The organism is Bradyrhizobium sp. 63_E2_N1_3, assembly GCF_052076005.1.
Lineage (GTDB): Bacteria > Pseudomonadota > Alphaproteobacteria > Rhizobiales > Xanthobacteraceae > Bradyrhizobium > Bradyrhizobium barranii.
The window spans coordinates 1,882,402-1,901,307 of record NZ_CP197235.1 but is presented as its reverse complement, the minus strand read 5'-3'; the positions used below and the strand labels follow the sequence as shown (position 1 = coordinate 1,901,307).

Below are 18,906 nucleotides of genomic sequence, written 5' to 3'. Positions count from 1 at the left end.
GAAGGCCGATCATTCGTGACAAAAGACCCGCAGGCCAAGCCCAAGCCCGAAAATTGCGCCTTCGTCATCTTTGGCGCGACCGGTGACCTTACCCATCGGCTGGTGATGCCGTCGCTCTACAATCTGGCCGCCGAGCACCTGTTGCCGGAGAAGTTCTGCGTCGTCGGCGTGGCCCGCAACCGCCAGTCGGATGACGAGCTGCGCGACAGCCTGTTGAAGGGCCTGCGCCAGTTCGCAACCCGTCCCGTGGACGACGACATTGCCCGGAAACTGCTGGAATGCGTGACCTTCGTCGAGGCCGATCCGAAGGATCCCCCCTCCTTCGACCGCTTGCGCGCGCATCTGGATTCGCTGGAATGCGCGCAGGACACCGGCGGCAACCGACTGTTCTATCTGGCAACGCCGCCTGCCGCGTTCGCGCCGACTGCGCGCGAGCTCGGCCGCACCGGCATGATGAAGGAGAACGGCGCCTGGCGTCGGCTCGTAATCGAAAAGCCGTTCGGCACCGATCTCGCGTCAGCCAAGGCGCTGAATGCCGATCTCTTGAAGATCATGGACGAGCACCAGATCTACCGGATCGATCATTATCTCGGCAAGGAGACGGTGCAGAACATCCTGGTGCTGCGCTTTGCCAACGGCATGTTCGAGCCGATCTGGAATCGCAACCATATCGACCACATCCAGATCACCGTGGAGGAGAAGCTCGGCGTCGGCCATCGCGGCGGCTTCTACGATGCCACCGGCGCACTGCGCGACATGGTGCCGAACCATCTGTTCCAGCTGATGTCGCTGGTCGCGATGGAGCCGCCGGCGCGGTTCGATGCGCATTCCGTGCGCTCCGAAAAGGCCGACGTGCTGACGTCGATCCAGGAGCCGACCCGGGAAGAGGCGCTGAAGAATTCGGTGCGCGCGCAATATCTCGCCGGCCGCATCGGCGACGACGAGATCACGGACTATCGCAAGACCGAGGACGTCAAGCCCGGCAGCACCACCGAGACCTTCGTCGCGCTGAAGCTGATGATCGACAATTGGCGCTGGGCCGGCGTGCCGTTCTATCTGCGCACCGGCAAGGCGCTCGGCCACAAACGCACGGAAGTGGCGATCAAGTTCAAGCAGGCGCCGCTGTCGATGTTCTCAGGCACGGATGTCGACCGCCTGTCGCAGAACTTCCTCACCATCGGCATCGCGCCGACCGAAACCATCGAGCTGCAGTTCAACGCCAAGATCCCGGGGCCGAGCATCACCATCGACGGCGTCGAGATGAAGTTCAAGTACGGCGACTATTTCCGCGCCGATCCCTCGACCGGCTACGAGACTCTGATCTACGACTGCATGATCGGCGACAACATCCTGTTCCAGCGCGCAGACGGCATCGAGGCCGGATGGCAGGCGGTGCAGCCGTTCCTGGACGCCTGGAAAAGTGAAGGCACCAACGGCATCGAGACCTATCCCGCCGGCAGCGACGGCCCCGCCTGCGCCGATGAGCTGCTCCGGCGCGACGGGCGAAGCTGGCGGAAGTTTACGTGATGGCAGCGGCCGACCAGCCGAAGCTGATCGTCGAGGCCGATGCCGAGGCGCTGGCGCAGGCCGCAGCCGAACGGGTGATGGCGCGGATATCAGCCAATCCCGGGCGGATTGCGATCTGCCTCACCGGCGGCTCCAGCCCGAAGAAGCTCTATCAATTGCTCGGCAGCGAGGCGTATCGCGGCAAGATCCCGTGGGACCGCGTGCACTGGTTCATCGGTGACGAGCGTTTCGTGCCTTCGAGCGATCCCCTCAACAACATGGCAGTCGCGCGCGCGACCTTTCTCGACCGCAATGCGCCGTCCGGGCATATTCACCCGATCCCCACCACGGCTGAAAGCCCCGAAGCGGGTGCCGAGGCCTATGCGCGCGAGCTTCAGTCCTTCTACGGCGCCGAAAACCTCGATCCGGCACGGCCGCTGTTCGACATGGTCCTGATGGGCGCGGGCCCGGACGGCCACACCGCCTCGCTCTTCCCCGGCTACCCCGCGATCGAGGAGACCACACGCTGGGTGGTCGGCGTCCCCAAGGCCAATGTCGCGCCGTTCGTGCCGCGGGTGTCGCTGACCCTGCCCGCCTTGGCCTCCTGCCGCGAAATGCTGTTCGAGATTGCCGGGCACGACAAGCAGCCGATCTTGACGCGCCTGCTCAATGGCGAGACTCTGCCGGCTGTACGCGCGCGCTCGAATGGTGAGACCGTCTGGCTGGTCGACCAGGCCGCGCTTCCGGAGGGAATTCGTGGCGGGCGTTGAAGCACCTTGTGCGTTGATCGTGATGGGCGTGTCGGGTTCAGGCAAGAGTACGGTTGCGGAGGCGCTCGGGCAGCGGCTCGGCTGGCGTTTCGAGGACGGCGACAGCTTTCACCCAGCCAGCAATGTCGAGAAGATGCGAGCCGGCCACCCCCTCACCGACGAGGACCGCTGGCCCTGGCTCAACGCCATCGCCGACGAGATTGCGCGGGTTTGCGATAAAGGCGAGCACGTGATCATCGCCTGCTCGGCGCTGAAGCACACCTATCGCGACGTGCTTCTGCGCGGACGCGACGACGTCCGCTTCGTCTTCCTGAGGGGCACTAGGGAGCTGATCGCCGCCCGCCTCGCGCAACGCAAGGGCCATTTCATGCCGCCCGAACTGCTGACGAGCCAATTCACGACGCTGGAGCCGCCCGAGGCTGGCGAGCACGTCGTCACCGTCTCGATCGATGAATCCGTCGAGGCGATCGTTGACGGCGTGGTCCGGCAATTAAAGCTGAGCGGGGCGAAACGCTGAGGCCGACAAACCCTGAGGTCCTGCCATGACGAAAATCTCACTGGTCGTCTCCGACGTCGACGGCACGCTGCTGACCAAGGACAAGACGCTGACGGAGCGCGCGCAGTCCGCGGTCCAGCGACTGCACAAGGCCGGCATCGGCTTCACCATCACCTCCAGCCGCCCAGCGATCGGCATGCGGTTCCTGGTCGAGCCGCTGGCGCTCTGGCTGCCGATCGGTCCGTTCAACGGCTCCTCGATCGTCGATCCCGAGATGCATCCGGTCGAGCAGCACCTGATCCCGGCGAACGCCGCCGAACGATCGTTGCAGATCCTCCGGGAGTTCGGCGCCGACATCTGGCTCTTCACCACCGACAAATGGCTGATCGACAACCCTGATGGTAAATACGTCGCGCACGAGCAGCACACGATCCGCTCCGATCCCACCATCGTGACGGATTTCTCGCCGTACCTTGCGAACGCCTGCAAGATCGTCGGCGCCAGCGCCGATGCCGCCGGCCTCGAGCGTTGCGAGAAGGCGATGCAGGAGGCGCTGGGCAGCGCGGCCACCGCGGTGCGCTCGCAGACCTATTATCTCGACATCACCCCGCCCGGCTTCGACAAGGGCACCTTCGTGCAGGCCATGGCCAAGCGCCTTGGTATTTCCACCGACGCGGTCGCCACCATCGGCGACATGCAGAACGACCTTGCGATGTTCCGCGTCAGCGGCACCTCGATCGCCATGGGCAATGCCACCGACAGCGTCAAGGACCAGGCCACCCACGTCACCGCAACCAACGAACAGGACGGCTTTGCGGAGGCGATGGAGGTGATCTTGAAGCGGAACGGGGTGGGCTGAGATCTGATGAGATGAGACTCGACTGGCGCCGCGACGGAGGTGCGCTCCCTCCCCCTTACTTCGACCGCTGAACCGCCGGCTTCTCGCTCTCCTGCCTCGCGGCCGAGAGATTGTGCGCGGTGTTGATCAGCGCGATGTGGGTCAAGGCCTGCGGGAAATTGCCGGTCTGGCGTTGGGCGCCTGAATCATATTCTTCGGCCAAGAGGCCGACGTCGTTCGCGATGCCGACCACGCGATCGAGCAACACTTGAGCCTTGTCGAGATCGCCGGCCAGCACATGCGCATCGGCCAGCCACAGGCTGCACGCCAGGAACGCGCCCTCGATCGGCTGCGTCTCCTCGGACACTTCGCGGGGATCGTGGCGCAGCACAAAACCGTCGCGCATCATGTGTTTCTCGACGGCGGCGATGGTGCCCCCAATGCGCGGGTCCGATGGCGGCAGAAAGCCGACGGCCGGCAGCAGTAGCACGCTGGCATCGAGCAGTTTTGAACCATAGAAGTCGACGAAGGCATTCTCCTCCGCGTCAAATCCCTTGTTGCAGACATCGCGATGAATGGCTTCGCGCAGGGCACGCCAATGCAGCAGCGGCGCCTTGAAGCCAAAGGTCTCGGCGCTCTTGATGCCGCGGTCGAAGGCGACCCAGGTCATGACCTTGGAGAACACGTAGTGCCTGGGCTGTCCACGCAGCTCCCAGATGCCGTTATCGGGACGGTCCCAGACCTCGGCGAGATGGTTGAGCACGGCGCATTCCAGCGCCCAGGTCGTCTCGTCGTCGAGCTTCAGCTTCGCCATGCGCGACTGGTGGAAGGCGTCGATCAGTTCGCCGTAGACGTCGAGCTGGAGCTGCGCATGCGCGGCGTTGCCGACGCGCACCGGTTGGGCGCCCTCATAACCGTCGAGCCAGCCCGCTTCCCATTCCAGCAGACGCCGCTGGCCCCAGATGCCGTACATGATCTGCATGTCCGCCGGCGAGCCTGCCGCCGCGCGCAGCAGCCAATTGTGCCAGGCCAACGCTTCCTCGGTGTAACCCGAGTTCATCAGCGCCAGCAGCGTGAAGGTCGCATCGCGCAGCCAGCAGAAGCGGTAATCCCAGTTCCTGGCGCCGCCGAGCTTTTCCGGCAACGAGGTGGTGGGCGCCGCGACGATGCCGCCGGTGGGGGCGAAGGTCAGCGCCTTCAGCGTGATCAGCGAGCGTACGATCAGATCGTGATATTCGCCGTCGCGGGTGCAGCGGCTGCACCATTCGTTCCAGAATTTCTCGGTCTCCTGGAAGGCGATCTCCGGATCGATCGGCGCGGGCGGATCGAGATGCGAGGGGCCGTAGGTCAGCACGAACGGCACGGTCTCACCCGCCTTCACGTCGAAGTCGGAGACCGTGGTGAGATCCTCGCCGCGGGTCTCCACCGGGGTGCGCAGCACCGTCATGTCCTGGCCGGCGATCGCCAGCAGCGAATGGTCGATGCGTCGCACCCAGGGAATGTCGACGCCGAAGCCGAAGCGGATGACAAGCTCCATCCGCATCTTCACCGTGCCCGTGAGGCCGCGGACCAGCCGCACGATGTCGGAGGCCTTGCCGCGCGGCGGCATGAAGTCGATCAGCGCAACGGTGCCGCTCCTGGTCTCGAAGCGCGTTTCGAGGATGAGGGTGTTGCCGAGATAGCGGCGCGAGATGGAGGTCGTGTCCTCGCTTGGCGCGATCAGCCAGCGGCCGTTCTTGTGCGTACCGAGGATCGCGGCAAAGCAGGCATCTGAATCGAAGGCCGGCCAGCACAGCCAGTCGATCGAGCCGTCGCGCCCGACCAGCGCTGCGGTCTCGCAATCGCCGATCAGCGCATAGTCCTCGATCCTCTGAGCCAATGTGTCACGAGCCCCGGAAAATCCGCCGTTTCAACTCCCGCCGGTCAACGAGCGTTCCCGCGTCGCCGCCTTCAAGGCCGTAACATCGACCTTGGCGGCGATCTTGTCGAGCGCCACCGGCAGGCGCTGGCGCCAGTTCGGATGCTCATCGATCGTACCGGGAATGTTGGGCTGGTCAATTACGCCGAGCAGATCCTCCAGCGACACCGCCAGCAGACGCGACGGCGTCCGCGACAGGAAGGCGAGCACCGAATAGAGATCGTTGGCGTTGATGCCGTTCTGGCGCAGGATCTCGTCGAGCCTGCCGAGCGCATCCCAGCGCGCCTGGTCGTTCTCGCCAGGGTCGAGCCCGAGCGAGCGCTTCATCTTGAGATCGCTGAAGGAGCGCCAGCCGGCATAGGTGCACAGATCATGCGTGTTCAGCGTGACCAGCGCGTTGGGCCGGTAATGGTCGGCATTGCGGAAGCGGCCGGCATCGTCGCGCTCGAACATCATGACCAGGTAGGACCAGATGCCGAAATCCTGCATGGTCTCGCGGAAACCTTCCGGCACGGTGCCGAGGTCCTCGCCGATCACGATGCATTTGTGCGCCGCGCTCTCGCGCACCACGGCGCCGAGCAGCGCCTCGAACGGCATCTGCACGTAGGCGCCGTTGTCCGGCTTGAAGCCGCGCGGCACCAGATACAGCCGTTTCAAGCCCAGCACGTGATCGAGCCGGATCGCGCCGGCATGGCGCATCGAGGCGGCCAGCATGTCGGCGAACGGCACGAAGGATTGCGCCTCCAGACCACCGGCATTGAAGCCGGCAAGGCCCCAATCCTGTCCGACGGTGTTGAGCACGTCGGGCGGCGCGCCGACGGCGAGATGGCGCGAAATCGCCATCTGCTCGTTCCAGGCGTCGAAGCCGTTGGACTGCACGCCGACGGCGACGTCGAGATAGAGCCCGACGCGCATGCCGAGCTGGCCGGCCAATTCCTTGGCGGACTGCAATTGGCTATCGGCCGTCCATTGCACGAATTCGACGAACTCGACCTCGCGCTTGTCGGGACCGTTGCGGAGCTCGGCGCATTTGGCTTCATCCGGCTGCTGCCACTCTTGCGGCCACTCCCACCAAGGCCCGGAGAAGCGATGCCGCAGCACCTCGAAGCAGGCAAAGCGGGACAACAGCGGCGCGCGGTCCGCGCGGAAGGCGTCGAATTCATTGCGGCGCGCCTCGCTCGCGCTCGTCACGAAACTGTTGTAGGCGGCGCGCAGGCCGAGCCATTTCAGCGCCGCCATGTCCGCATAGGGCACACGGTCGCCTTCGCGCAGCCGCGCGGCGGTCGCCGCCGCGTCGGGGACGAGGTCGGCGGCAAACTCCGGGATCGCCTCGACGTCGATATAGAGCGGGTTGAGAAACAGCCGGCTGTTCGGCGAATAGGGGCTGCAATCGGCGGGGTGGTTGTCGAACAGAACATGCAGCGGATTGAGCCCGACGCCATCGGCGCCGAGCTGCCTGGCGAGCCGGACGAGATCGGCGAGGTCGGTGAAATCGCCAATGCCCCAATTGCGGTCCGAGCGGACGCTGTAGAGCTGAACGGCAAGCAGCCAGCCACGGGCGAAATCGCCGCCGAAGGCGCGTTCGGGCGCCACGATCATCGGCACCTCTTCCGCAACACCCTTGGCATCGGTCAGCGTCAACCGATGATAACCGAGCGGCAGGCCGGCGGGCCAGGCGATCACGGGCTCGTGGGTCTCGCCTTGCGCGATCACATTGCCGTTTGCGCGCAATGTCCATTGCAGCGGCGGCGCGCCGATTGTCGTCAATTCGGTGCGCGGATGTCCCAGGGCGCGCACCACCACGGGCCCGCCGACGAAGCGGTAAACCCGCTTCTCCGGCAGGGCCTCGAGGATGGATTTGAGGGCCACGGGATCGGTGACCCGCAGCTTTCCGAGGGCATCGACGAATTCGGACTGAACGCCCTTGATCCGGGCTTGAGCTAAAAGATCCATTCGGCACGCAGCTTGCAGGCCGTCATCCGGCCGGGGGCAGGGAATTTAACGAGGTCGTGGAAGAGGTTAGTCAGGGCTAACTCGCAGACCGTGCCTGCCGTTCCCAAGGGAACCAATGACACACAAGCGGCTTTCTATATTGGTATCAAGCGTAGGTTCCCGACAAGGGAAACGGGCTCCTGCTTTCTTGTCAATGGCATCACCGTGAACAAGACAATTCAAACTGTCGAGAGTGCCGCAGCCGGCAGCGCTTTCCTCATCGAAGATATCTATCCCTCGATCGACAGCGGCCGTTTCGCGGTGAAGCGGATTGCGGGCGAACGGGTCGACGTCTGGGCGGACATTTATCGCGGCGGCCACGCGGTGATCGGTGCCGCGCTGATCTGGCGAGGAGAACAGGACCGGGAATGGCGGAGCGAGCCGATGATCCATCACGGCAATGACCGCTGGTCCGGCGCCTTCACCCCCGGCGAGCCCGGCCAATATGTCTATGCGATCGAAGCGTGGACCGACGAGTTCGCCACCTGGTCGCACGGGGTTGAGCGCAAGCGGCGCGCCGGTGCGGACGTCAGCCTCGACGCGATCGAGGGCGCCGGCCTCCTGACCAAGGCACATGGCGCCCGGCAGGACGCCGCGGCGGTCATCGTGAAGCAATGCGAGGATTATCTTCAGACCGGCGACGTCGGCTCGCTGCTGGCAGCCGATCTCGGCGCGGCCATGGCTGAGAGCCAGTCGCGGCCCGACCTGACCCGCTCGCAGAACTTCCCGCTGATCGTCGACCGCGACAGAGCGCGCTTCGGCGGCTGGTATCAGATGATGCCGCGCAGCCAGGGCCAGAGCCCCGGCCAGCATGGCACGCTCCGTGACTGCATCGCGCGCGTGCCCGACATCGCCGCGATGGGATTTGACGTGCTCTACTTCACGCCCATCCACCCCATTGGCCGCACCCGCCGCAAGGGCCGCAACAATGCGCCGGTGGCGACCGAAGGCGATCCCGGCTCGCCCTATGCGATCGGCACGACCGAGGGCGGGCACGATGCACTGCATCCTGAGCTCGGCACGATCGAGGATTTCCGCGCGCTGGTCGCGACCTGTCTCGAATACGGCCTCGAGCTCGCGCTCGACTTCGCCGTGCAATGCTCGCCGGACCATCCCTGGCTGAGGCAGCATCCGGAATGGTTCAAATGGCGGCCGGACCGCTCGGTGCGGACGGCGGATGATCCCTATTCGGACATCGTCATCCCCGATTTCGCCTCCGTCGACAGGGCCGGGCTGTGGAACGCGTTTCGCGATGCCATGCTGTTCTGGATCGACCACGGCGTCACCATCTTCGCCATCGACAATCACGACACCGCGCCGCTTCCGTTCTGGGAGTGGCTGATCAGCGACATCCGCCGCCGCCATCCCGAGGTGATCCTGTTCTCCAAGACCTTTGCACGGCCGAAGCTGATGCAGGGCCTCGCCAAGCTCGGCTTTGCACAGTCCTTCAGCTATTTCCCCTGGCGCACCGCGAAATGGGAGCTGGAGCAATATCTGGGCGAGCTGACCCGCTATCCCGAGCGGGATTTCTACCGGGCGAACCTGTTCGTGAGCACGCCCGACCTGCTGCCCTATCATCTCCAGGGTGGCGAGCCCTGGGCGTTCAAGTCGCGAGCCGCGCTGGCCGCGACGCTGTCCGGCAGTTACGGCATCTACAGCGGGTTCGAGCTGCTGGAGCATGACGCGATTCCCGGCCGCGAAGAATATCTCGATTCCGAGAAATACCAGATCAAGCAGCGCGACTGGGACCGGCCCGGCAACATCAAGCCCTACATCGCCGCGCTCAATCGCATCCGCAACGATAACGCCGCACTTCAACAAATGGAGAATTTGCGCTTCCTCGGCGTCGAGGACGGCGAGACGATCGCCTTTGCCAAGGAGGCGGCCGATCCAGCCAACACTGTCGTCGCGGTCATCGCCCTCTCGCGCCATGTCCGCGAAGTCTGGTTGCCGCTCGGCGACCTCACCATCGACGCCGGCGGCGCACGCCGCCACGTCACCGCACTCGAAAATCTCATCACAGGCGAACTGTCCCGCATCGAATGGGGCGGGATCAGATTATATATCGATCCCGACCGCGACCCGGCGCTGCTGTTCCGCTGCCTGGCGTAAGGATCACGCCATGAATGTTTTGTCTTCCGTCGACACCCAAAAAGCCGAGGCAGCCGAGATCGTGGATGAACTCTGGTACAAGGACGCCATCATCTACCAGCTCCACGTCAAGGCGTTTGCCGACAGCAACCATGACGGCATCGGCGATTTCGCCGGACTGACCGAGAAGCTGCCCTATCTCCAGGAGCTCGGCGTCACCGCGCTGTGGCTGCTGCCGTTCTATCCATCGCCAGGACGCGACGACGGCTACGACATCGCCGACTACGGCTCGGTCAATCCTGATTTCGGGACGATGAAGGACTTCAAGCGCTTCATCCAGGAAGCGCAGAAGCGCGGCCTGCGCGTCATCACCGAGCTCGTCGTCAATCACACCTCCGACCAGCACAAATGGTTCAAGCGCGCGCGCCGCAGCCATCCGGGCTCGAGCGCCCGCAACTGGTATGTCTGGAGCGACACCGACCAGAAATACCAGGGCACGCGGATCATCTTCACCGACACCGAGAAGTCGAACTGGACCTGGGACCACGAAGCCGGGGCGTTCTACTGGCACCGCTTCTTCTCGCACCAGCCGGACCTCAATTTCGACAATCCGCGCGTGGTCAGCGCCCTGATCCAGGTGATGAAGCGCTGGCTGGATGCCGGCGTCGACGGATTCCGCCTCGACGCCATCCCCTATCTCTGCGAACGCGACGGCACCAACAACGAGAACCTCCCCGAGACGCATGCGATCATCAAGCGCCTGCGCCAGGAACTGGACTCCTACTCCAAGGGCAAGCTGCTGCTGGCCGAGGCCAATCAATGGCCGGAGGACGTGCAGGAATATTTCGGCCGCGGCGACGAGTGCCACATGGCCTACCACTTCCCGCTGATGCCGCGCATCTACATGGCGATCGCGCAGGAAGACCGCTTTCCGATCACCGACATCTTGCGCCAGACGCCGGACATTCCCGCAAGCTGCCAATGGGCGCTGTTCCTGCGCAACCATGACGAGCTGACGCTGGAGATGGTCACCGACGTCGAGCGCGACTATCTCTGGACCACCTACGCCAACGATCCCCGCGCCCGCATCAATGTCGGCATCCGCCGGCGGCTGGCGCCGCTGATGGACAATGACCGCCGCAAGATCGAGCTCATGAACTCGCTGCTGCTGTCCTTTCCCGGCACGCCGATCATCTATTACGGCGACGAGATCGGCATGGGCGACAACATCTATCTCGGCGACCGCAACGGCGTGCGCACGCCGATGCAGTGGAGCCCGGACCGCAATGGCGGCTTTTCCCGCTGCGATCCCGCCCGTCTCTACGCGCCGCTGATCATGGACCCCGTCTACGGCTACGAGTCGGTGAACGTGGAGGCGCAGTCGCGCAGCCTGTCCTCGCTGCTCAGCGCCACCAAGCGCCTGATCTCGGTACGCAAATCGACCCTCGCCTTCGGCCGCGGCACCATGACCTTCATCCGCCCGGCCAACCGCGCCGTGCTGGCCTATGTCCGGCAGTACAACGACGAGGTGATCCTGTGCGTCGCCAACCTCTCGCGCGCAGCCCAGGCGACCGAGCTCGATCTGTCGCCGTGGAAGGACCGCATTCCGCAGGAGATGCTCGGACGCACGCGTTTTCCGCCGATCGGCGAGGTGCCCTACATGATCACGCTGGGGCCTTACGGCTTCTACTGGTTCCAGCTCACCGAGCGCAACAAGTCCGAGCCGGTGACGCCGCGCGCGGTGCCTGAGTTCGAGACGCTGGTGGTGCCGGTCAATTCGACCTGGGTGTCGCTGGCGCGCGAGCGCGGCGTGTTCGAGCACGAGGTGCTGCCAGGCTTCCTGTCGCGCACGCGCTGGTATCCCGAGCAAGATCCCAAGCAGATCAAGCCGACGCTGACCTCGGCGGTGCCGTTCTGCGACATCGGCGACAACAGGCCCTGGATCGCGATCTTCGAAACCCCGCAACAGGATGCCACGGCGCGCTACGTGCTGGCGATGCAGATCGAATGGGTGCGCTTCGACCGCGAACGCTTCAACCCGAAGGCGCTCGCCGCCGTGCGTCAGGGCGCGCGCGAGGGTACGTTGCTCGACGTCGCGACCGAGCAGATCTTCATCGGCCTGTTCCTGCGCAATCTGTCGCAGAACCTGGTGGTGGAAGAGAACAATCTGCGCCTGGAGTTCAAGGCGACCAGCCGGTTCGCCGATTACATCATCAAGGAGCCCGAACGCATCCGCGCCATCGAGCAGTCGAACAGCACGGCGCTGGTCGACAACCAGTACGTCGCCAAGATTTATCGCCAGCTCGAAGGCGGCATCAATCCCGAGATCGAGATCGGCTCCTACCTCACTGACGTCGCGCACTTTGCCAATACGCCGGCGTTGCTCGGCAGTGTCGAGCTGGTCGAAGGCGATCGAAGCAGCGCGGTCGGCGTGCTGCACGCCTATGTCGAGAACCAGGGCGACGGCTGGACCGTCACCACGGGTTATCTCGACCGCTATATCGACGAGCAGCGGTTGGCGCCGATGAGCGAAGCGCCCCGAGAGACCCAGGAGCAGGCGCCTTATCTGCACTTCATGGCGCAGATCGGCCGGCGGCTCGCCGAGCTGCATGTCGCTCTCGCCGCCGCAAGGCCCGATGATCTCGCGCCGGAGCCGATCGGCCCCGCGCATGTCGAGCGCTGGGCATCCGAGCTCAAGGCACGGGCCGAGCGGATCTTCGAACGGCTGGCCGACAGCCGCGACGGCCTGCGCGAGGCCGACCGGCCTCTGATCGACCAGCTCGTCGCGGTGCGCACGACCCTGCCCGACCACCTCTATGCACTCTTGCCATCCGACATCGGCGGGTTGAACATCCGTCATCATGGCGACTTCCGCCTCGGGCAAATCCTGATCGTGAAGGACGATATCTTCATCATCGACTTCGACGGCAATCCGCATCTCGCGCTGGCCGACAAGCGGCGCAAGGCACCGGCCGCACGCGACGTCGCCGGCCTGATCCGCTCGATTGAGCTTTCGGTTAACACAGCGCTCGGCCGCGCGCTGACGGGCGCATCCGACGAGCAGGACCGGCTCACGACCGCACTCGGCGAATGGCGCGAACGCGCCGCCGCGACATTCCTTAACGCTTACCGCGAAGCCATGACCGATCGCCGGCTGTGGCCGGAAGATCGGCAATCCGCGGAAGGCCTGTTAAGGTTTTTCCTGCTTGATCAAGCCTTCGACGAAGTAGAGTACGAGCTGTCCCACCGGCCTGAGGGGCTCCGCGCGCCGCTGACCGGACTGCTTCGCATTCTGTCCAATGAGAGCGAAGCCCATGCCTAAACTGCCAGCCGAGGCCTACGCGATCATCGAGGGCCGCCACTCCGACCCCTTCCATTATCTCGGGTTGCATCCCGAGGGCGGCAAGAGCGTGGTGCGCGCGTTCCTCCCCGAGGCCACCAATGTCGAGGCGGTGGGCGAACATGGCGAGGTGGCGAAGCTCGATCGCGTCCACGCTTCGGGCCTGTTCATCGGCGCCTTGCCGAACGGCTCGAAGCGCTATCAGCTCCGCGCCAGGTTCGGCGACAACATCGTCGAGTTCGAGGACGCCTATCGCTTCCCGCCGATCCTGACCGATTTCGATCTCTATCTGCTCGGCGAAGGCACCCATCAGCGCCTCTACGACAAGCTCGGCGCGCATCCGATGCGGCTCGAAGGCATCGACGGCATCGGCTTCGTCGTGCTGGCGCCGAATGCGCGGCGCGTATCCGTGGTCGGCGATTTCAATTTCTGGGACGCGCGGCGCCATCCGATGCGGGTCCGCGGTGCCGGTTATTGGGAGCTGTTCATCCCGCACGCCAAGGCCGGCGACCACTACAAGTTCGATATCATCGGGCCGCACGGCCATCAGGTGCCGCTGAAGTCCGATCCCATGGCCTTTGCGAGCGAGGTGCGGCCGAAGACGGCTTCCATCGTGTTCGACGAGGCACATCTCGCACGCCCGCGCCCGGCGCCGGATGGCATCAACGCGCTCTCGGCGCCGATGTCGATCTACGAGGTCCATCTCGGCTCCTGGCGGCGCAAGAACGGCGGCGAATGGCTCACCTATCGCGAGCTGGCCGAGCAGCTGCCGGCCTATGCCCGCGACATGGGCTTTACCCATCTCGAATTCCTGCCCGTCAGCGAGCATCCATTCGACGGCTCCTGGGGCTATCAGCCGACCGGCCTCTATGCGCCGACCAGCCGCTTCGGCGGGCCTGAGGATTTTGCCGCGCTGGTCGACGCCTGCCATCGCGAGGGCGTCGGCGTGCTGCTCGACTGGGTGCCCGGCCATTTCCCCGACGATCCGCACGGGCTCGGCAGCTTTGACGGCACCTCGCTCTACGAGCATGCCAATCCGCTCCAGGGCCGCCACCTCGACTGGGGCACGCTGATCTACAATTACGGCCGCACCGAAGTGACGAACTTCCTGGTGTCGAATGCGCTGTTCTGGCTCGAGCGTTACGCGATCGACGGCCTGCGCGTCGATGCGGTCGCCTCCATGCTCTATCTCGACTACAGCCGCCCGCCGGGCGCCTGGATTCCGAACCAGTATGGCGGCCGCGAGAACATCGAAGCGATCGCGTTCCTGCGCCGCTTCAACACCGAATTGTACGCGCGCTTCCCGCAGGTGACCACGGCGGCCGAGGAATCCACCGCGTGGCCGCAGGTCTCGCGCCCGGTCGAATTCGGCGGGCTCGGCTTCGGCTACAAGTGGAACATGGGCTGGATGCACGACACGCTGAACTACATCAGCAAGGATCCGATCCACCGCAAGCATCATCACGGCGATATCCTGTTCGGCCTGCACTACGCCTTCTCGGAGAACTTCATCCTGCCGCTGTCGCATGACGAGGTCGTGCACGGCAAACGTTCGATCCTTGGCCGCATGCCCGGCGACGAATGGCAGCGCTTTGCGAATTTGCGCGCCTATTACAGCTTCATGTTCGGCCACCCCGGCAAGAAGCTACTGTTCATGGGCGCGGAGATCGCGCAAAGCCGCGAATGGAATCACGACCAGTCGCTCGACTGGCACCTGCTCGAATACAAGTACCATTCCGGCATCCAGGCGCTGATCCGCGACCTCAACCGGCTCTATCGCGCGGTGCCGGCGCTGCACCAGATGGATTGCGAACAGGGCGGATTCGAATGGCTGATCACGGATGACGCCAACCGCAACGTGTTCGCCTGGCTGCGCAAGGGATTCGACGAGCACGCACGGTGTCTCGTGATCATCAACTTCTCGCCCAACGTCTATCGCAACTATCGCGTCCCCGTGCCCTTCGCCGGCAAGTGGAAAGAGGTGTTCAATTCGGACTCCGCCCATTACGGCGGCACCAATGTCGGAAACATCGGCGAGGTTCATGCCGCTGGCGGCAAGGTGCCCGAGCTTCGCCTCACCATTCCGCCGCTCGCCGCGATCTTTCTCGTTCCGGAAAGCTGACCGATGCGCCTGACTGCTGGATCGCCCGCACGCCTTGGCGCAAGCTGGGACGGACGCGGCACCAATTTCGCGTTGTTCTCCGCCAATGCGCAGAAGGTCGAGCTGTGCCTGTTCGACACGCAAGGAAGGCGCGAACTCGAGCGTGTCGAGCTGCCCGAGCGGACCGAGGACGTCTGGCACGGCTATCTCAATGACATCTCGCCGGGCCAGCTCTACGGCTATCGCGTGCACGGCCCCTACGAGCCCGAGCACGGCCACCGCTTCAACGCCAACAAGCTGCTGCTCGACCCCTACGCCAAACGGCTCGCCGGGCGGCTGGTCTGGAGCGATGCCCATTTCGCCTATCGCACCGGTTCGCCGCGCGAGGACCTCTCCTTCGACCGGCGCGACAACGCGCGCGGCATGCCCAAGGCGGTCGTCGTCGACGAGACCTTCAACTGGGGCCGTCGCGAGATCCGGCCCAACATCCCCTGGGAAGACACCATCATCTACGAGGCCCACGTCAAGGGTCTGACGCAGAAGCGCGACGACGTGCCGCCGAATTTGCGCGGCACCTATGGCGGCCTGTCGTCGCCGGCGATGATCGAGCATTTGAAAACGCTCGGCGTCACCACCGTCGAGCTGCTTCCGATCCACAGCTTCATCGACGACCGCATTCTGGTCGAGAAGAAGCTCGTCAACTACTGGGGCTACAACACGCTGTCCTTCTTTGCGCCCGAACCGCGCTACGCCCAGGACAATGCGCTCGATTCCTTCCGCACCACGGTCGCGCGCCTGCACGATGCCGGCATCGAGGTGATGCTCGACGTCGTCTACAACCACACGGCCGAAGGCAATCACCTCGGTCCGACCCTGTGCTACCGCGGCATCGACAATGCCTCCTATTACTGGCTGAACCGCGAGAACCCGCGCTATTACGACGACTTCACCGGCTGCGGCTCGTCGGTGAACCTCACCCATCCGCGCGTGCTCCAGATGGTGATGGATTCGCTGCGCTACTGGGTCGAGGTCTGCCATGTCGACGGCTTCCGCTTCGACCTCGCCACCACGCTCGCGCGCGGACCGAACGGCTATGATCGCGGCAGCTCGTTCCTGACGGCGATCCGGCAGGACCCGGTGCTGGCGGCGGTGAAGCTCGTCGCCGAACCCTGGGATCTCGGGCTCGGCGGCTACCAGGTCGGCGCATTCCCTTCCCAATGGTCGGAGTGGAACGATCGGTATCGCAGCGCCATGCGCCGCTACTGGAGCGGCGAAGGCAGCCTGATTGGCGACATCTCCAGCCGCATGACAGCCTCATCCGACCTGTTCAACCATGACGGACGGCGACCGCGCGCCGGCATCAACCACATCACGGTGCATGACGGCTTCACGCTCGCCGACCTCTTCAGCTACAACGAGAAGCACAACGAGGCCAATGGCGAGGACAATCGCGACGGCTCCAGCGACAACCACAGCAACAATTGCGGTGTCGAGGGTCCGACCGACGATCCCGAGATTCTCGGGCTGCGGCGGCAGCTTCGCAAGAACGTGCTGGCCTGCCTGATGCTGGCGCAGGGCGTTCCGCTGATCCTGGCCGGCGACGAGGTCGGCAATTCGCAGTCCGGCAACAACAACGCCTATTGCCAGGACAACGAGGTCGGCTGGGTCGGCTGGGACAATCTCGGCAAGGACGGCGACGACATGGTCGATTTCGTCGCCGGGCTCGCCGAGATCCGCCGCCGCTTCTCGCAACTTCGCAGCCATCGCTGGCTCGACGGCCGGCCCAAGGACGGCGTCTCCTACGGCGCGCTGTGGCTGACGCCCGCCGGCGACGAGATGACGGAGAACGACTGGAAATTCCCGGAAGGGCGGTTCCTCTCCTATGTGATGGGGCCGATGGAACCGGGGAGCGCCGCGATCTTTATCGTACTGAACGCCGCCCCCGAAGAGATCGCATTCAAATTGCCCAAAATGGCCGAGTACAAAAGCTGGCAGCAGATCCTGAATACCACCGATGCCAGACCGAACAGTGTTGATCTGCAGCCCGGAAGCGACAGCAAGGCGCCGCCGCGCTCCGTGCTCGCCTTCGCGGGGGCGCTATGAGACCATCGTTCGGGGCGAGGCCGACCAAGGACGGCGTGTCGTTCCGGCTGTGGGCGCCCGGCGCTCGCCGAGTCGATCTCCTGCTCGACAGAAGACACGCGATGCAGCGCCGGCAGGATGGCTGGTATGTCGCCGAGATTGCCGGCCTGCCCGTCGGAAGTCCCTACCAGTTCAGGATCGACGACGAGATCGACGTGCCCGATCCCGCATCCGCCTTCCAGCCGGACGACGTTTTTGGCCCGAGCGAAGTCGTCGATCATGATGCCTTCGCGTGGCGCGCGCGCGATTGGCGCGGACGTCCCTGGGAAGAGACAGTGCTGATCGAGACCCATGTCGGTACCTTCACGCCTGAGGGCACCTACCGCGCCATGATCGACAAGCTCGATCATCTCGTTGCGACCGGGATCACTGCGCTGGAATTGATGCCGCTGGCCGATTTCGCCGGCCGCCGCGGCTGGGGCTATGACGGTGTGCTCTGGTACGCGCCCGACAGCGCCTATGGCCGGCCCGAGGACCTGAAGACACTGATCGACGAGGCGCATCTGCGCGGGCTGATGGTGTTTCTCGACGTCGTCTACAATCATTTCGGCCCCGAGGGGAATTATCTCGGCCGCTATGCGCCGGCCTTCTTCACCGATGCGCATACGCCCTGGGGCAGCGCGATCGATTATCGCGTGCCGCAGGTCCGGGCCTTCGCGGTCGAGAACGCGCTGTCCTGGCTCACCGACTACCGCTTCGACGGCCTGAGACTGGATGCCGCCAATCACATCATGGCGATCCCGGGCGAGCAGTCGATGTTGCAGGATCTCAGCGTCGCCGCCGGCGAGCTTGCCAAGGCCACCGGACGGCACATCCATCTCGTGCTGGAGAACGGCGACAACCGCGCCAGCCTGCTCGATGCCGCGCAGGATCCGCCCAACGGCAAATATCGCGCGCAGTGGAACGACGATTATCACCACGTCTGGCACGTGATGCTGACCGGCGAGCTCGCGGGCTATTACGCCGACTACCAGACGCCGCGCATGGATCTCTCGCGCGCGCTCGCGTCGGGCTTCGTCTACCAGGGCGAGATCTCGGAGTTCTGGGGCAAGAAGCCGCGCGGCGAGGCGAGCGGCGAGTTGCCGCCGGCGACCTTCGTCAACTTCCTGCAAAACCACGACCAGATCGGCAATCGCCCGCTGGGTGAGCGGCTCGAGAGCCTGGCATCGCCACGGCAGATCGAAGCCGCGCTCGCGGTGACCCTACTCGCACCGATGGTGCCGATGCTGTTCCAGGGCGAGGAATGGGGCTCCACGGTGCCCTTCCCGTTCTTCTGCGATTTCCAGGGTGGCCTTGCCGATGCCGTGCGCAAGGGCCGTAAGCAGGAATATGCCTGGGCCTACGAGAAATACGGCGACGAGGTCCCCGACCCACTCGATCCCAAAACGCCGCAATCAGCCGTGCTGGATTGGACCGGCCACACGCCGGAGCAGGATGCGCGGCTCGCGCTGGTGCGGGAGCTGCTCGCGCTGCGTCACAAGGAGATCGCACCGCGGCTGAAGGGTGCGAGGTTCGGCGATTCCGAGACGGCCGATAGCGGCCTGCTCACCGCGCATTGGCGCATGGGCGATGGCACGACGTTGCGCCTGACCGCCAATCTCTCGGACAAGGACATCGCACGTCCCAGCGACGCGACAGGCACGCCGATCTGGGGCTCTGTCAGCGGCGATCGGCTCCCACCCTGGTCGGTGATCTGGCATCTCGGAGGTTAG

The 18,906-nt window shown here is 64.7% G+C and carries 11 protein-coding genes; 9 read left to right on the top strand and 2 right to left on the bottom strand.

The genetic code is table 11. The annotated features are described in order from the left end of the window. Window positions 1-15 precede the first annotated feature (15 nt). From zwf to AB7531_RS08855, 4 genes are read left to right on the top strand one after another with little or no spacing between them, the layout of a single operon-like run. Window positions 16-1,527, top strand: coding sequence for a glucose-6-phosphate dehydrogenase (gene zwf, locus AB7531_RS08870; protein ID WP_063981408.1), 1,512 nt, complete (start codon window positions 16-18; stop codon window positions 1,525-1,527). Next, window positions 1,527-2,276, top strand: coding sequence for a 6-phosphogluconolactonase (gene pgl / locus AB7531_RS08865; protein ID WP_063981407.1), 750 nt, complete (start codon window positions 1,527-1,529; stop codon window positions 2,274-2,276). Before zwf ends, pgl begins: the two co-directional genes overlap by 1 nt. Beyond that, complete coding sequence (locus tag AB7531_RS08860) at window positions 2,263-2,793, top strand: gluconokinase (RefSeq protein ID WP_014492792.1); 531 nt, start codon at window positions 2,263-2,265, stop codon at window positions 2,791-2,793. The genes pgl and AB7531_RS08860 overlap by 14 nt, the downstream gene beginning before the upstream one ends. Window positions 2,794-2,818: 25 nt before the next feature. After that, window positions 2,819-3,631 carry a Cof-type HAD-IIB family hydrolase gene (locus tag AB7531_RS08855; RefSeq protein WP_063981406.1) on the top strand — a complete coding sequence of 271 codons (813 nt, stop codon included), beginning with the start codon at window positions 2,819-2,821 and terminating at the stop codon, window positions 3,629-3,631. Window positions 3,632-3,686: 55 nt separating this feature from the next. On the opposite strand, the gene AB7531_RS08850 is transcribed toward AB7531_RS08855, so the two are convergent. Further along, the gene (locus AB7531_RS08850) at window positions 3,687-5,489 is read right to left on the bottom strand and encodes a glycoside hydrolase family 15 protein (RefSeq protein ID WP_063981405.1); all 1,803 of its coding nucleotides are present in this window, start codon (window positions 5,487-5,489) and stop codon (window positions 3,687-3,689) included. Between the two features lie 30 nt (window positions 5,490-5,519). Beyond that, complete coding sequence (malQ, locus tag AB7531_RS08845; RefSeq protein ID WP_063981404.1) at window positions 5,520-7,481, bottom strand: 4-alpha-glucanotransferase; 1,962 nt, start codon at window positions 7,479-7,481, stop codon at window positions 5,520-5,522. 204 nt (window positions 7,482-7,685) lie between these two features. On the opposite strand from malQ, the gene AB7531_RS08840 reads away from it, so the two are divergent. The 5 genes from AB7531_RS08840 to treZ are packed head-to-tail and all read left to right on the top strand — an operon-like array spanning window position 7,686 to window position 18,906. Beyond that, window positions 7,686-9,632: a maltotransferase domain-containing protein gene (locus AB7531_RS08840; protein ID WP_063981403.1), complete on the top strand. Its 1,947-nt coding sequence runs from the start codon at window positions 7,686-7,688 to the stop codon at window positions 9,630-9,632. Window positions 9,633-9,642: 10 nt separating this feature from the next. Further along, window positions 9,643-12,933 carry a maltose alpha-D-glucosyltransferase gene (treS, locus tag AB7531_RS08835; RefSeq protein WP_063981402.1) on the top strand — a complete coding sequence of 1,097 codons (3,291 nt, stop codon included), beginning with the start codon at window positions 9,643-9,645 and terminating at the stop codon, window positions 12,931-12,933. Then, window positions 12,926-15,073, top strand: coding sequence for a 1,4-alpha-glucan branching protein GlgB (glgB, locus tag AB7531_RS08830; RefSeq protein WP_063981401.1), 2,148 nt, complete (start codon window positions 12,926-12,928; stop codon window positions 15,071-15,073). The genes treS and glgB overlap by 8 nt, the downstream gene beginning before the upstream one ends. 3 nt (window positions 15,074-15,076) lie before the next feature. Beyond that, window positions 15,077-17,155 carry a glycogen debranching protein GlgX gene (gene glgX, locus AB7531_RS08825; protein WP_063981400.1) on the top strand — a complete coding sequence of 693 codons (2,079 nt, stop codon included), beginning with the start codon at window positions 15,077-15,079 and terminating at the stop codon, window positions 17,153-17,155. Further along, complete coding sequence (gene treZ, locus AB7531_RS08820) at window positions 17,152-18,906, top strand: malto-oligosyltrehalose trehalohydrolase (protein ID WP_063981399.1); 1,755 nt, start codon at window positions 17,152-17,154, stop codon at window positions 18,904-18,906. The genes glgX and treZ overlap by 4 nt, the downstream gene beginning before the upstream one ends.